Below are 16,340 nucleotides of genomic sequence, written 5' to 3'. Positions count from 1 at the left end.
TTATTCATTAATTTAAGTTGACATTTGTTTTATACTGGTTTTATAATACCTTTTGATTCTTACTTGTAAGATAATTGGTACGACAAATTTTCCTAGTTGTAGTGAGAGGGTATACATGGGGATATTAATAACAGGTGCTGCAGGTTTGATAGGGTCAACCTTGGTGAAAAAGTTAGAAAACCAGGGCCATGAAGTAATAAGCTGTGATATTAGGTTTCACAACAATCCACTCAGTTTTTTTTCAGAAGATATAGTACCACTACTTGCTAAGTGTACAGGAATTATTCATCTGGCTGCAATTTCTCGAGTTATACATGGTGAACTTTATCCTGAACTGTGTAGAAAAATTAATGTTGATGGTACAATGCAGTTTTTAGGGTTATTTAAGTCACTTTCAAATAAACCATGGTTTATATATGCAAGTAGTAGGGAAGTCTATGGAGAGCAGAAGGAACTGCCAGTTACAGAATCTGCTAGTATCGATCCAATAAATAATTATGCCAAAGGTAAAGCATTTATTGAGGAACAAATAACAAGTTCAAAAGATTTTAATGTAGCAATATTACGCTTTTCAAATGTATACGGTGGTTTACTAGATCATAACAGTAGAGTAATTCCTGCACTCTGTATTAATGCATTAAGAGGTGATCCAATTAAAATAGAAGGTAAAGAATGTGTTTTTGATTTTACCTATTTGGATGATGTTATAGAGGGTATATGCTTAACTGTTAAATATTTACAAAGCGAAAAATCTTCTCTTCCTGCTATTCATCTTACTACTAATAGCCCATGTACTTTAGAAAACTTAGCAAAAACAATATTAAAAGTCACGAAAAGTGATTCTAGAATTGATTTTTATCCTCCAAGAAATTTTGACGTAACTAAGTTCTATGGTGATTTTACTAGAGCTAAAGAGCTACTTGGTTGGTCTCCAAAACATTCATTAGAAGTAGGATTAAGTAAATTTATAAAAAGTCTACAAAACAATACACAAGAATATCCTAACAATATAGATATGGTAATATATGAAAATATTAAAAGTTATTCATGGTTACCCTCCTTATTATAGTGCTGGTTCAGAGGTTTATAGCCAAACTCTTGCTCATGAACTAGCAAATAACAATGAGGTACAAGTATTTACTAGGTATGAAAATAGCTTTTTACCTGATTTTTATTACACTACAGTCCTAGATCGTAGTGATTCTCGAATCTTACTGCATTTAATTAATATACCCATAGCTAAATATCGTTACAAATTTATCAATGAAGAAGTAGATATACAATTTAAAAGAGTAATAGATAACTTTCAGCCAGATCTTATACATTTTGGTCATCTTAATCATCTATCAATTACTTTACCAGAAATTGCTTTTAAAGAAAATATACCTACAATTTTTACGCTACATGACTTTTGGTTAATGTGTCCAAGAGGAAGGTTTATTCAACGCAATTCTGAAGATTTGTTACGGCTTTGTGATGGACAAAAGGATCAAAAATGTGCAACCCAATGTTACAAAGGATATTTTACAGGAGATAAAGAATTCCTGAATTTAGACATAAATTATTGGGAACAATGGGTTGCAACTAGAATGAAGCACACAAGGAAAATAATAGACTATATAGATTACTTTATTTCCCCATCGAAATTCTTGATGGACAAATTTACTCAGGATTTTAATGTTCCGATAAACAAAATTTCTTATCTTGATTATGGTTTTGATCTCAATCGTCTTAAGAATAGAAATAGAGCACAAGAAAAAGAGTTTATTTTCGGTTATATTGGTACTCATACTCCCGAAAAAGGTATTGATCTATTATTGAAAGCTTTTTCTCACTTATCATCTAAAGTAAAACTTAGAATTTGGGGAGCAGCAAGAGAAGAAACTAAAGCCTTAAAAGCGATTGCCAATCAGTTTTCACCTGTTGTTAAAGAAAGAATAGAGTGGATGGGAAGTTATGATAATAAGAATATAGTTACTGACGTATTTAATAAAGTTGATGCAATAGTCGTTCCTTCAATTTGGGGTGAAAATTCACCGTTAGTAATACATGAAGCACAGCAACTTAGAATACCAGTTATAACAGCCGATTATGGTGGCATGGCAGAATATGTAAGAGATGGACTATTGTTTAAGCACAGAGATGCAAGTAGTTTATCAGAAAAAATGCAAGTCCTATCTACAAATCAGGAGTTATACAATAAACTTACCCAAAAAGGCTATCCTTATACTGAAAATGGAAATATACCTTCTATAAGTGAGCATACTGAAAAACTTAACAAGATTTACCGTAATGCTATTGAAAAGAAAGGCAAATCAGTAGCTGTTAAACCCGGTCCTTGGAGAATTACTTTTGATACTAATCCAGATTACTGCAATTTTTCTTGTATAATGTGCGAATGTTTTTCACCATACAGTAAAGTTAAAGAAGAGAAGAAAGCTAAAGGAATAAAACCTAAGATACTATCAATAGAAACTATCAGAAAAGTAATTAAAGAAGCAGCTGGTACACCTTTAAGGGAAATCATTCCTTCTACTATGGGTGAGCCTTTAATGTACAAAAGCTTTGATGAAATAATCAATTTGTGCCATGAGTTCGGCCTGAAGCTTAACCTCACGACCAATGGTTCTTTTCCCATTAAAGGAGCTAGAAAATGGGCTGAACTATTGGTACCAATTTTATCTGATGTTAAGATTTCCTGGAATGGGGCAACTAAAGAAACTCATGAAAGAATCATGAAAGGTTCAAAATGGGAAGTAGTGACAGAAAACTTAAAAACTTTCCTTGAAGTTAGAGATAAATACTTTAGCGATACAGGTGAAAGGTGTACCGTTACTTTACAATTAACATTTTTGGAAAGTAATTTACATGAACTCTATGACATAGTTAAGATGGCCATAAAAAACGGCATAGATAGAGTTAAAGGACATCATCTTTGGGCACATTTTGAGGAAATTAAGGATCTATCTATGAGAAGAGATGAGTTAGCAATTAGTAGATGGAACACGGAGGTGAGAAGGTTATACGAACTTAGAGATAATATGCTATTGCCAAATGGTAAAAAGATAAAATTAGAAAATTTCACAATCCTTTCTCAAGAAGGTATTAAGGATTTGGCTCCAGGTGGTCAATGCCCATTTTTAGGTAAAGAAGCATGGATAAACAATGAAGGAAAGTTTAGTCCTTGCTGTGCTCCAGATGAACTCCGTAAGACATTAGGAAATTTTGGTAATGTTAATGAGGTTAAACTCGAGGAAATATGGCAGAGTAGTGAGTACCTAAGCTTACAAAAGAATTATTTAAATTATAAATTATGCAAAACATGCAACATGAGAAAACCTTTGATCAATTAATCAAAGATAATCTTAAATCTATTAAAATTTCACCGTGTGAGAGCTTTCACGAATTACTAGGAAATCCTTTGTATGAAAATAGGTTTATAAAGGTTGGTAAATTTCATGAGCCCGGTCTTGCACCGGTTTATGATCAGACAGGTGCTTATCATATCAATGTAAGAGGAGAAGCAGTTTATCATAATAGATTTCTAAAAACTTTTGGATTCTACTTTAATAGAGCGGCCGTAGAAGATGATACAGGGTGTTACCATATTGATTCATCTGGATGTAGAGTATACAAACAGTCGTATCAATGGATTGGAAATTATCAGGAAGATGCTTGTATAGTTAGAAGACATGATAAATGTTTTCATATTAATTTAAATGGCAACAGGATTTATCAGGAGGAATATGATTATGTTGGAGATTTTAAGGATGGTATCGCTGTAGTCTATAAGGATGGTAAAGCTACACATATTAATCATCATGGAAAGTTAGTACATAATAAATGGTATAAAAAACTTAATGTTTTTCATAAAGGATATTCTATTGCAGAAGATCAACATGGTTGGTTTCATATAGATATTAATGGTAATCCTGTTTACCAGCAGAGATTTAAAATGGTAGAAGCATTCTATAATGGCATGGCAAAAGTTGAAACTTTTGAAGGTGTGTTAGGACAAATCGATATTACCGGAAATGTAAAGTTTAGTATTTTTGATTTAGGTAAAGAATCTCAAGTGCATAGGATTTCTGCAGAACTTTCAGCCTTTTGGAAAACGTACCTAACAAGCGTTGCTATTGAACTTGATTTGTTAAATATTTTACCTGCAACTATGCCGGTTTTATCTAAAAAGTTAAACATTATCGTACCAAATCTAGAAAGGCTGTTAAGGGCGTTGTGGGAAGTAGGGTTTATTGATTATGATAAGAACAACGACTTGTGGCAACTATCATTAAAAGGTAAGTGTTTTAAGGAAATACCATTTTTGCCAAAAGCATCAATAATGTGGGCGAGAGTTGCCGCTGAAAAGAATTGGTTAAAGATTGCCGATATACTAAAACAGAAGTCAATCTCTTCATTTGAATCTTTTAAGGAAAGAGAAGCATCAGAAGATAAGAAAATAGCGTTTTACCAAGCATTGCTAGGATATTCTAGGTTTGATACTAAAGAGTTTAATTCTAGGATTAATATAGATGGTGCTAAGAATATATTGCTATTTGGTGTACACTCTTTATTTCTTGCTTATTCTGATATACACAATAAAGGTTCCATAGGCCTATATAACGAACATAAAGTGCCAAGACAGTTAGTAGAAAATTTAAAAGTCAAACTTATAACTCAGGAAGAACTATCAGCTACAAATTATGAATTAGGTGTCTTTTGCCGCTTTCTACAGCATTATGATGATGATAAAGTATTATCTTATTTAAAATTGGTCAAAGGAATATCTCGTGTTTTATTGATAGAAACTATTTTAGATTACCGCTCTCCAGCTGGAGGCTCTGTAGATATTAATGTAATGGTTGAAACAGGAGGTAAACTAAGAACATTAAGCGATTGGGAAAAAATACTCAAACAAGTAAAAGGATTCAAAATTTTTGCTGTTATATCTTTAACAGATTACTTATCAGTTATTGATGTCAGGTGTTAATCATATGGAAACATTACAAAAAAATGGTTTTTTTATTATCAAAAATCTGGTTCCTTTAGAGCTAATAACTCAGTCTTTAAGTGATATAACAAATAAGATATCAAAGCTATCCCAAGAACTAAGTGTTTCAACTTCTGACTACTTAAACTGTACCGGCAGATGGGGCACGTCATCTCAAGTAACTAGAATTATCTCTCAAGCATTAGATAAAATTATTAAAAATTACCTTGAAAAATCACTTCAGTGTCATATACTGCAGAAAAAATCAAATGTTATATGTAAAACTGCTGATTTAATAGATGCAGTTCCCTTCCATCAAGACATCTCCTATAGTTTTAATGATCCTTACCACTTTTCCGTTTGGTTAGCTTTGAATAATGTCAGTGAAACTTCAGGTGCACTACAAATTATAGAAAACAGTCATAAATGGGAAATACAGCCTTTAGTTGATTTTTGGTACCCATATTTTTTTGATCAGCACTCAAATAACCGAGAAAATTACAAAATTAAGTCACTACCTATTTCAGCAGGAGATGCAATAGTTTTTGATTCCCGGTTATGGCATGGTAGTGATAAGAATACAGATGCTAAAGATAGATTTGCTTATGTAACAAGGTGGATTATAAAAGATCAAGACCTTCCCTATGTGCCAAAACCTCAGCCTTCAGTTTTTGGTATACTCAATTGTGGTGAGTTAACAGAATCTATACTGAGAGAATGCTTGTCATTGTTTGGCTACCAGGAAAGTATAAAAGCAAAAAACATGGAAGAACTTATCAAGAGCTGGTTAGCCTTTATTGCAGACACAACTAAAAATATCTCTGAGATCGACACTACTGAGGCTAAGCGAGATTTATATAAGCTGCTTATTCTAAATCAAGCATCAGCACTACATGATGCTGGAGACATCTCAGGAAAAATATACAAAAATTTATGGTTTTCACTACTTGTATTTCTCAATAAAAAAGTCAAAGTAGTGGAGCTAGCATTGTAAATGAACAGAAGTAGAGTTGATAGCTTCAAATGTGTATTGATGTTCATCTTGAATATAGTATCTAAATTCAAGCTTAATGTACTTATAATGTCTTTAGTTGCTCTGGTGGTAGCTGTTGATTTGTCTTTTAGAAAGTATTTAGTAAAAAATATTCTAGATACAGCTGTAAAATATCAGGAAGGTAATGTAATTGAAAATCTTTTATTACCTGTAAGCGCTTATCTTGGCATGGCATTACTTATCACTACTGCTTTTAGATTCTATGGCTATTTTGTTGACATTCGAATGTTTACCTTAATGCGTCAAAAAATAGCTGATATATCTTTTTGTAGGCTACTCCAACAAGACCATTCCTATTATCAGAACAATTTATCTGGAAGCTTAGTACATAAGGTCAGTAGCTTAATGGATAGTGTGATAGAGTTAATAAGATTGCTTATAGATTGTTTTTTCGGTTACAGTATAGCATTAGTCTTAGCTATTTATACCTTATCATTAGTAAACATAAAGTTTGCAATCGCTACATTCACTTGGGTAAGCATTTTTATTTTAGTCTCGATTTTCAGCTTTCGTGTACTTACTGAACTAGCTGATAATTACTCTAAACAAAATTCAAAAGTAATAGCTAGTATAGCAGATAGTATTTTAAATGTTATATCAGTAAGGTTATTTTCTCAGCAAGCACATGAGAGACACAAATTTTTTCAAATATGCAAGAAAAGAACTATTGCAGAGAGAAAATTACAATGGGCATACTTTTGGCTTTGGTTTATATATGGCTATTCATTTGATATACTCCAAGCAGTAAACTTGTATTTTTTAATTCATGATTATCAATTGAACAAGATCGCAATAGGAGATATTGCCCTTGTACTTGGAATTAATATATCGATTATAGAGTTTCTTAACCATCTAACTAGAAATCTTACCCAATTTTCTACTCATTTCGGCAAAGTTTCAGATGCATTGCCAATCTTGAATACCGTACCAGAAATTCAAGATAAGGAAAATGCTAAAGAATTAAATTTATTAAGTGGAAGAATAACGTTTAACAATGTTTCTTTTTCTTATGAAGGTCAGGAGCCATTATTTCAAGATTTCTCAGTTACCATTAATCCTTGCGAAAAGGTAGGTCTAGTTGGTTATTCTGGAGGTGGTAAATCTACTTTTATAAACTTAATCCTAAGGCTATTTGATGTTAAAAAAGGTAATATAGAGATTGATAATCAAATAGTATCAGAAGTTACACAGAGTTCTTTGAGGCAACAAATATCTGTAATACCTCAAGACCCATTGTTATTTCATGATACTATTTTAGCAAACATCATATATGGTAGACTTCAATCTACTATCGAAGAAATAATGAGAGCTGCAAAGCTGGCTAGTATTCACGATTTCATTATGACTCTACCAGATCAATATGGAACTACAGTCGGAGAAAAAGGCATCAAACTATCTGGAGGAGAAAGACAAAGAATAATAATAGCAAGGGCATTTTTAAAAAACGCTCCAATATTATTTCTCGATGAACCAACTAGTCAGTTAGATTCTATAACAGAAAAAACAATTCAAATGAGTTTATTCAAATTGATGAAAAATAAAACTACGATTACTATAGCACACCGTATTTCTACACTTTTACACATGGACCGAATTATAGTATTTAACAAAGGAAAAATTGTCCAAGATGGTAAACACGCTGAACTAGTTTCTAAACACGGTCTTTATAAAGAACTTTGGAATGCTCAAATTGGTTGTTTGAATGGCAAAAAAGAAGATGGAAAAAATTATTGATCTGAGAAGCGACACTACAACTCTGCAGAGCTCCAACGTTATACATGCAATAAGTAATGCAACTGTTGGAGATTTTGCTTATGGTGAAGACAAAAGCTGTAATGACTTATCAGAATATTGCAAACAATTATTCAAAGTAGAAGAAGCATTATTTGTAACCAGCGGTATGCTTGCAAATAGATTAGCCATTGCCAGTCAAACAAGTCCTGGTGATGAACTAATAACTCATTATAATTATCACGTTAATTTTTTCGATAGCGCAGGCAATGCAAAAGTAAATAATATCGTATTTAATTGTATTAGAAATAATAGCGGAATCTTAGATGTTGATGAAGTAGAATATGCTATTAATTCTAAGCCGAGGTATAAAATTTTTGCTCAGGTGAGTCTTGTTTCTATAGAAAATAGTATAAATGGGTTTAATGGTAAAATTTATCCTTTTGAAAAACAAGTCGAGTTATATCACTTTTTAAAAGCTCACAATGTAAATCTTCATTTAGACGGTGCAAGAATATTTAATGCTCATATCGAAACAAATATTGCTTTAGCAGATTATGCTAAATATGTGGATACAATGAGCTTTTCTTTTACTAAAGGACTTGGCGCTCCTTTTGGTTCAATGCTTATGGGTAAAAGAGAGATAATTGAAAGGGCTAAAAAGCTACAGGTTTGGCTAGGTAGTGGTTATCATCAGATAGGGTATTGTGCTAATGCAGCAAAATACGTACTACAGAATAATATCTCTAGGCTTAAAGAAGATAATAAGCTCGCTAAATTGTTTGCAGATAAGATTAAAGAAATTCCACACATAAAACTGGTACGACCTTATCCAGAAACTAATATAGTAAGCTTTAGTATAAAAGCACTAAATGTAACTAATGAGGTTTTCTTGAGTAAGTGCCAAGCTTATGGTTTATTGCTTTTTCCTTGGCTCGAGTCTCATATAAGAGCAGTTACCCATCTTGGCACAAAGGAAATAGACATCATGAAAGCTGCTGAAATTATAAAGGAGGTTGTGTTAAATTTAATATGAGAATAAAAATAGATTTCTTTAGCGATTCAAACACTGACCCTTCAGCTAAAATGAGGGAAGCGATGGCTAAAGCAAAAGTTGGAAACGAAGCTGCATGTGAAGATCCAACTGTGAACGAATTAATGGCAACCGCATGTAAAATATTAGGTAAACCTGCAGGAATCTTTTTGATTTCAGGAACGATGTCCAATGTAATTGCTTATAAAGTACACATTCAAAGACCTGGTGATTACTTGCTGCTTGATGAAACTTCACATCCGCTCATAGTACAATCTGGCTTGATCGCAGCCCAGGCACATGCCACTCCTTTGCCCATCAAAGGTACGAGAGGAATATTTACTGGAGAACAAATTGTTGAGTTTATTACTCGTCCTAGTTTAAGAAATATTCCGAGAGTTGGGCTTGTTTCTATCGAACAAACGACAAATTTTGGTGGTGGAGCTGTGTGGCCTTTAGAATATATTCAAGAGATCTCAAGTCTCTGCAAAGAGAATGACGTATTCACTCATTTAGATGGAGCAAGACTGTTCAACGCTTGTGCTCATACTAAAATATCTCCAAAAGAGTATGCAAGTTATTTTGATTCGGTATTCATTGATTTTAGTAAAGGATTAGGTGCTCCAATGGGCGCAATATTGCTTGGAAGTGAAGAGTTTATTGAAAAAGCTTGGTACTATAAGTTTCAAATTGGCGGAGGTATGCACCAAGCTGGCATTATTTCAGCTGCATGTTTATATGCTCTACGTAATAATGTAAATTCTTTAGAAGAAGATCATAAAAAAATGCAGCACCTTATAGAAGGCCTAGACTCCATAGATCAAGTTATAATTGATATTGACCTATATAAAACTAATATAGCGTATTTCTCATTACGTAATAATTGTATATCTACTCAAGAATTAATAAACGTACTAATAACAAATTATGGAATTAGAATGGCTAACATCAAAGGTAAAATCAGAGCTATAACACATAGAGATATAAGCTATGAAGATATTAATATTACTGTATCTGCTATAAGAAAGATACTAAGTAAGTAATTTTCTGCACTAATTGTTTGCAAACTTCTTGTCAAATAATATTATACCAATATAGTATTATGCTGGCATCTGCATAGAGCTATTTGGGAATAGGTGTGAACTTTGTCTTCTTTCAATATTTACTATTCTTCTGTGGATATATGCTGCTTTATTTATCAAGACAAAGTATACCAATTGCTCTACCACTGTTAATAGATACTGACCATGTAAAATTAAGCTATTTTTTTGCCTGCTTTTCTTTTTTTTATGGAGTATCAAAATTCGTTAATGGAATAGTCATGGACTCCAAAAATAATCCACTATTTATGTTTGGGCTATGCAATATTGCAACTGGATTATTAACCATTGGTATAACTTTATCATATAATAATCTAACTTTATTACTGTTAACATTAATATTATTAGCTTGGACACAAGGGTTAGGTTGGCCAGCTATTACCAAGTTTATGGTTACAAACTCTAGCCTCTCTTCAATTGCATCATCATGGGGAGTTATGAGCGCATCTCAGCAACTTGGTTCTTGTATTACTTTAATTGTATTACCAAGTATAATAAAAATGTATGATGCAAAGAGTGCATTTTTGTACTCTGGTCTCTTATGCTTACTTTTTGGAATTTATATAATATTAAAAGCATATTACAAAGAAAGTGCCAACTTTACTACCTATTATAAGGTGCATAAATCTCAAATAGGTATCAAGGTAACAAGTTCCATATGGTTTCTATGTTGTGCTACTTTTTGTGCTTATATTATAAAAATGGGAATCTTCTTTTGGTTTCCTATAATTTTAAGGGATAAATTACAAATTTCTCTTGTACAATCCTCACTAATAACAGGTGTATATGATTTAGGTGGAATCCTTGGAACTTTAATCACAGGAAGAATTAGTGATATGTACTTCTTTCAAAATAGAAGCTTGCTGGCATTACTTTACATGTTGGGTATAGCACTCACTTTTATTGCAATGAACTTTGGTCAAAACATAATTCTTATGAACCTTGGTGCAATCTTATCAGGATTCTTTATATTTGGAGTTCAAGTACTGACAGGTGTTATAGCTGTAGAAATTGCTTCACAAAATAATGTATGTGCAATTGTAAGCTTAACAGGATTATTTGGGTATATTGCAAGTTCAATATTTTCATGCGTGCTCTTAGGAGTACTTGTTAAGCACTGTGGTAACAGTATTATGTTTTCATTTTTTTCCATTTGCTCTGTTGTTGCACTCGTTTGCTTTTCCATATTATCAAGCAAAGACCTTAAAAAACTAAGTAAAGCGGTGTAAAAAATATTTCTCAACAGTTAAACTTTGTAGATAGATTTTTTACCCAAGGAATAAACATGGTAACCATATCTTAGTAACAGCTCGCTATCTAATAAATTACGGAAATCAAAAACATTAGGTGCAGTCATAATACTCTTTAAACTTGCAAAATCTTGATTTTTAAATTCTTTCCACTCCGTTAACAATAACAAGGCTTCCGCGTCCCTTGCAGCCCCTATAGCATTGTCCGCGTACTCTATATCCTTTAGAACTTGCCTAGCATTATCCATCCCCATTGGGTCATATGCAGTAATTTTAGCCTTGTTATTCACTAACAATTGTGCAATATCTATAGCTGGGCTATTTCTTACATCATCAGTACCAGACTTAAAAGTTAGCCCCCATATTGCTATTTTTTTATTTTGGACTCCATTTAATAGATATTCTACCTTTTTAGCAATGTTTGTTATATGATTATAGTTAGATTCCTTAACTGAATTTAAAATTTGTAGCTTGACATTGTGATCTTCAGCAAGCCTTATTAAGGCCGATAAATCTTTAGGAAAACATGATCCTCCAAATCCTGGACCAGCTTTGAGAAATTCCTTACCTATTCTATGGTCCATTCCCATACTGTTAGCTAAAAGGTCAATGTCTGCTCCTAATAGCTCACATAAATCTGCCATCTCATTGATAAAAGCAACCTTTGTTGCTAGAAAAGCATTAGAAGCATATTTAATCATTTCAGCAGTAACTGTATCAGTGACTATTAACGGAATATTCTTATCTATAAATGATCTATATATAACTTCTAGTTTTGCCCTAGCTAGCTTAGTTTTTACTCCTATTATTATCCTATCTGGGTATAAAAAATCTGATACTGCAGAGCCTTGCTTGAGAAACTCTGGATTAACCCCCAAATCAAAGTTATAGCCCTTATTAGATAAATAATTATATATATTTTCTGCAGTACCAGGAGGAACAGTTGACTTTATCACTATTAAGCAATCTTGATTAACTCTCTCAGAAACTTCACTTACTGCATTATATACATTCTTTAAATTTGCATTTCCTAGGGAGTCTGATGGAGTATCTACAGTTATAAATACTACTTCTGTATTGGGATTTATTTGAAAATACGAATCGAAAAATCTTATCCTTTGTGACTTTATATTATTCTCTAAATAATCTGCTAATTCAGGTTCATATAGAGGAATTTTCCCTGATTTCAAAAGTTCAATCTTCTCAGTATTTATGTCAATGCAATCAACTTTATGGCCCTGCTCCGATAACATTGTACCAGATACTAAGCCTACATACCCTACTCCTATAATAGTTATGTGCATTTTATTATCACCTTAAAAATATAGCTTAGCATCTAAAATAAATACCATTAACAATGAGAGTCATAAACTTTTGTTGTTACATTATTTTTCTTAATTGCCTTACCTTCCGAGTAAACTATAAATAAGGTTGACGGTATTAATATCAAAGTACCATGTAAAACACTTTTATCAGGTAATTCATTAAATATAACGTATGTTACTATTGCAGAAATTATTAGCTCTATGTACCTATAAGGTGCAAGTGCAGTAGCATCAGTAAGAGTAAAAGCTTTTAACATAAAGAGCAAAATTAGATTTGAATTAATTCCCAAAATCAGCAGTAATACTAATTCCAACAAGGAAGGCATATGCCAATAAAATAACAAAGGTGGAGTAGAAAAAACAGTTGTCATTAGAGCTGAATAAAATAACATACTTATTACTGACTCTTTTATCACAAGTTTCTTATTAAGTATGTCTAATATAGCAAAGATTAATGCAGATACAATAAAAATAAGAATTTTAGGATTAAAGTCTTCACTATGAGCTTTGATAGTAATAGCAATACCAACAAAACCAATAATAGTTACTATCCATCTTTGCCAAATTATATTTTCGTTTAGTAAAGGGATTGCAAGAAATATAACAAATAATGGTATAGAAAAACTTATAATCGTTGCAGTTACTATGGGGAAAGTACTCAATCCATAGGTCCATAAGACCATTCCACAAAACAACAGTGCTCCTCTAGTTATTTGAATAGATATTTGACTTGTTTTAAAAGCTTCTATTCCATAGTAAAACATAAAAGGTACAAGGGTAATAGTGGTAAACAGAAAGCGGAAAAAAATTATTTCAAAACTCTGAAGATGTAAACTTAGATATTTTGATATAGTATCATTAGCTACACTACTAAGTAAGCTAAGTATAAACCAGATAACCCCAAACAAATAAGCTCTCAATCTGTAATCCATAAAGCTTCTGATTTAATAGATACGATGTACTCATATAATTTTACTACAAAACTAATAATATAAAAGTTTTCTGATGTACGTCCCCAGAATGTGATCGTAAGGGTCCATTATAAATAATTCGGGAAATTTCGTCTCTGTAGACATATTAAGAGCTATGTAACGAACGTTTATATTTGTGAGTAATAGTAAGGCTCAAGGTAAGGAAAATGCTAGTGAGGTAAAGTAGAATAACGTTAATTTGATAATTTAAGCTCATTCCCTCTTGCTACATCTCTCTTTAAATATCTCCTCTTTTGCAGCAGGTCTATAGAATTATACAGAGTATTTTATCTTCCAATACAGGCAATCTTGACGTTCTTCCATGGCATTTCTTCTGTTCTTGAACTTTTTCCCACTCTGGGCGCACTTTTTCTACAACCTTTTCGAATTCTTCTATTTTCAAACCTGTTACATCTCGAAAATTTCTCGGATGTTCTTTTAGATTATGGTAGTTTAAGCTCATCTTCCCTCTCTATTCTCTTGCTATACCTCCCTATTTTATAACCATTCCTACTCTTTTGCAGCAGGTTTAAAGAAATACTAAAGGCAAAAGATACGCTTGCGTAGTTCGAAAGCTTTCTATAGGATAAGTCTCACCTGATTTACAAATAGAATTGTTATGTTAGATGTTTGCTATTTATTCTTAAGCTCATTTTAACAGCATTTTGCTTTTTTTAGTATGTAGGGGTTTTCTAGGAATTATCCTATTGAATTCTATGATATTATTTTTTGTAACATTGTTATACATATCATGAAACTGAAGGTATTCAGTTATCTTCATCTGTGCAGATTAAACAGCAAAAAAACAACGTAGTTGGCGTCTTATTTTTAATTTTTTGCACTATGTGCACCTTATGTCTTCACAACATTTCTGGGTTTTTACCTACATAAGCTGAAACGCGCTTATAAGTCGTTTAAGACAGTATAGTACGCCAATTTGCAGGATTAGAGAGTGAACACTAATTACCACGGGGTTTCTTTTGCCTTTTTTTCTGCTTGGTAAATTTCTTAAACATTTAAACTAAGGTTAGTTGCATTTAAAAGCAGCTAAATTGCAGTGTTTAAGGCTTAAAAAACGCCAATACTGAAAATAGACAATGACTAGGGCTTCTTTTGCCTTTTTTTTCGTTTAGTAAATTTCTTAACGTTTGTAGCTAAACGACAACCGTCATCCCGCTGCTTGTTAGCGGGATCTATGCCAAGAGATACCGTGACGATATGATGTAGGACTGCTGTCATCCCGCTACGTGTTAGCGAGATACCGCGAATGAATCGCGGTATGACGGTGTAGATGATGGTTAAGTATCCCGCTACTTGTTAGCGGCTAAGAGATACCGCGGCGGTATATTCGTCATCCCGCTACGTGTTAGCGGGATCTCTTGTTAGCGGCTGAGATACCGCGGCGGTATGACGGTTAATTATTCTGCGGAGGTATGACGTAGAGTTGCACTAGCTATATCATGCATTTTATTAACCGACACTATAAACAACATCCTTACAATTATGAGATTGGACTACAACTTGCTCAAGCGTTAAGCTGCTGCGTTTAGCGTCTTTACTGTGGTTTTCTCCAAGAACCTCTGTTCTTTCTTGTTTTATTTCTTCAATGAATTTCTTGTTAACGCTTTCAGTGTCAATCTTTTCCTGAGAATATATAAGGTTAGTGCAATTTGTTTTTCTATAATAATGCACGCCAAGACATATAATTGATAATGCAAGTATACCAGAACCTATAAGTAATGATAATCCTATGTTATTAGTCAAAGGGTTTTGGTAAAATTTTTGTATATTATTAACACCACCTTCCGCATACAGCAATAAAGGAAGTGCTATATTTGCAGCAACTACACCGGTCAGTAATGCAGTAAATAGTGGCCTATTGTTAATTACTGATTCTATTTTATTAGTTCTACCAACTACTTTTTCGTCAATGTTAATGAAGTTGTTTTTAGCTTCCCAAGCATTAAGTACAAAATTTGAATGAGTGCCATTGCTATATTCCAGTCTTACAGATTTTATAGCTTTATTTTTTGGCTGATGCTCCAACACATCAGCTAAAATTTCATTCGCATCTTCTTTTTGAATGGAATGTTCTTCAGTATTTCTAAACTGTTTTATTGCAAAAAATATTGGACTAATTGCAAGCAACGCAGCAAGTGCGATAACTGGTATAGTGATATATTTTGGGCTGTTTGTAAAAAATGCAATAAATTTTGCTTTATCTTGTAAATATACTAAAGCTGCAGATGTGCTGAGTATAATAGCACTTGCACCAAAAATTACAAAACCCTTCTGCTGCATAGCATATTTTGCCCTTGGCAAGAATCTGTTTGTTTTCTTGCTTGGGCTGATTAAAGGAATTTCTGAATCCATTTCACTATCGGTATCATCACTTTCAAGTAGAGAAGGAGTTAAACTATTATTGAATTTTTCTAACATATCTTTCTCACTTTTTTCCCTATCCCAAGGGTCACTAAATTCCGTTCCTTGTGAAACTGATCTTTTCATTCCATAGCTTATTCCACTATCACAACTCTCTTTGGGAGTTTTATTACTCGGATTTATAACTGCATAAATAGGTTCTCCTGATCCACCGTGGACTGATTCTTCTGAAAGAGGTAAATTCAACTCTGCATAGGCATGTTCTTCTGATCCTGTAGTATTAGGACTAAGTAAAGCTTGATTTTTTGGCGGAATCAGTGGTGCTGCATTCATTACACTTGAGATAGGATTTTCTCCTTCTCCAGGCGATGATGGAGCTTTTTTGCCATCTTCACCTATTGGTATATAAGAAAGCATTTTTACTGTATCTTGATCTTGTGTTCCTGGCATATTTATCCTCCAAAATTAATTACTATGCTGGTTAATTACGCTATAGTTATTAAG

The 16,340-nt window shown here is 32.8% G+C and carries 12 protein-coding genes; 8 read left to right on the top strand and 4 right to left on the bottom strand.

Annotation, left to right across the window (positions count from 1 at the left end; translation table 11 throughout):
- Positions 1 to 115: 115 nt before the first annotated feature.
- The 8 genes from ABWU50_RS02305 to ABWU50_RS02270 all read left to right on the top strand — a co-directional run bounded on the left by ABWU50_RS02305 (position 116) and on the right by ABWU50_RS02270 (position 11,137).
- The gene (locus ABWU50_RS02305) at positions 116 to 1,069 is read left to right on the top strand and encodes an NAD-dependent epimerase/dehydratase family protein (RefSeq protein WP_353275352.1); all 954 of its coding nucleotides are present in this window, start codon (positions 116 to 118) and stop codon (positions 1,067 to 1,069) included.
- The gene (locus ABWU50_RS02300) at positions 1,026 to 3,353 is read left to right on the top strand and encodes a glycosyltransferase (RefSeq protein WP_265017293.1); all 2,328 of its coding nucleotides are present in this window, start codon (positions 1,026 to 1,028) and stop codon (positions 3,351 to 3,353) included. Before ABWU50_RS02305 ends, ABWU50_RS02300 begins: the two co-directional genes overlap by 44 nt.
- Positions 3,314 to 4,990, top strand: a complete 1,677-nt coding sequence (locus ABWU50_RS02295) for a WG repeat-containing protein (RefSeq protein ID WP_353275349.1) — start codon at positions 3,314 to 3,316, stop codon at positions 4,988 to 4,990. Before ABWU50_RS02300 ends, ABWU50_RS02295 begins: the two co-directional genes overlap by 40 nt.
- 4 nt (positions 4,991 to 4,994) lie before the next feature.
- The gene (locus tag ABWU50_RS02290; protein ID WP_353275348.1) at positions 4,995 to 5,984 is read left to right on the top strand and encodes a phytanoyl-CoA dioxygenase family protein; all 990 of its coding nucleotides are present in this window, start codon (positions 4,995 to 4,997) and stop codon (positions 5,982 to 5,984) included.
- Positions 5,985 to 7,778, top strand: a complete 1,794-nt coding sequence (locus ABWU50_RS02285; protein WP_353275346.1) for an ABC transporter ATP-binding protein — start codon at positions 5,985 to 5,987, stop codon at positions 7,776 to 7,778.
- Positions 7,762 to 8,811, top strand: coding sequence for a threonine aldolase family protein (locus tag ABWU50_RS02280; RefSeq protein ID WP_353276328.1), 1,050 nt, complete (start codon positions 7,762 to 7,764; stop codon positions 8,809 to 8,811). Before ABWU50_RS02285 ends, ABWU50_RS02280 begins: the two co-directional genes overlap by 17 nt.
- Positions 8,808 to 9,851, top strand: a complete 1,044-nt coding sequence (locus tag ABWU50_RS02275; RefSeq protein ID WP_353275344.1) for a threonine aldolase family protein — start codon at positions 8,808 to 8,810, stop codon at positions 9,849 to 9,851. Before ABWU50_RS02280 ends, ABWU50_RS02275 begins: the two co-directional genes overlap by 4 nt.
- Before the next feature lie 140 nt (positions 9,852 to 9,991).
- Complete coding sequence (locus tag ABWU50_RS02270) at positions 9,992 to 11,137, top strand: MFS transporter (RefSeq protein WP_353275342.1); 1,146 nt, start codon at positions 9,992 to 9,994, stop codon at positions 11,135 to 11,137.
- A 17-nt stretch (positions 11,138 to 11,154) separates the two neighbouring features.
- On the opposite strand, the gene ABWU50_RS02265 is transcribed toward ABWU50_RS02270, so the two are convergent.
- From ABWU50_RS02265 to ABWU50_RS02250, 4 genes are all read right to left on the bottom strand, one after another.
- The gene (locus ABWU50_RS02265; RefSeq protein ID WP_353275341.1) at positions 11,155 to 12,462 is read right to left on the bottom strand and encodes a UDP-glucose dehydrogenase family protein; all 1,308 of its coding nucleotides are present in this window, start codon (positions 12,460 to 12,462) and stop codon (positions 11,155 to 11,157) included.
- Between the two features lie 47 nt (positions 12,463 to 12,509).
- Positions 12,510 to 13,415 (bottom strand): DMT family transporter, encoded by a 906-nt coding sequence (locus tag ABWU50_RS02260; RefSeq protein WP_353275339.1) that lies wholly within the window; start codon positions 13,413 to 13,415, stop codon positions 12,510 to 12,512.
- Positions 13,416 to 13,719: 304 nt separating this feature from the next.
- Entirely contained in the window at positions 13,720 to 13,917 is a 198-nt protein-coding gene (locus tag ABWU50_RS02255) for a hypothetical protein (protein ID WP_155968442.1), read from the bottom strand.
- Positions 13,918 to 14,924: 1,007 nt separating this feature from the next.
- Positions 14,925 to 16,286 carry a hypothetical protein gene (locus ABWU50_RS02250; protein ID WP_353276145.1) on the bottom strand — a complete coding sequence of 454 codons (1,362 nt, stop codon included), beginning with the start codon at positions 16,284 to 16,286 and terminating at the stop codon, positions 14,925 to 14,927.
- Positions 16,287 to 16,340: the final 54 nt, after the last annotated feature.

The sequence above is a fragment of the Wolbachia endosymbiont (group A) of Pipizella viduata genome (assembly GCF_964028555.1).
Lineage (GTDB): Bacteria > Pseudomonadota > Alphaproteobacteria > Rickettsiales > Anaplasmataceae > Wolbachia.
Note: the sequence above shows the minus strand (reverse complement) of the source record. Positions and strands in the feature narration are given on the sequence as shown.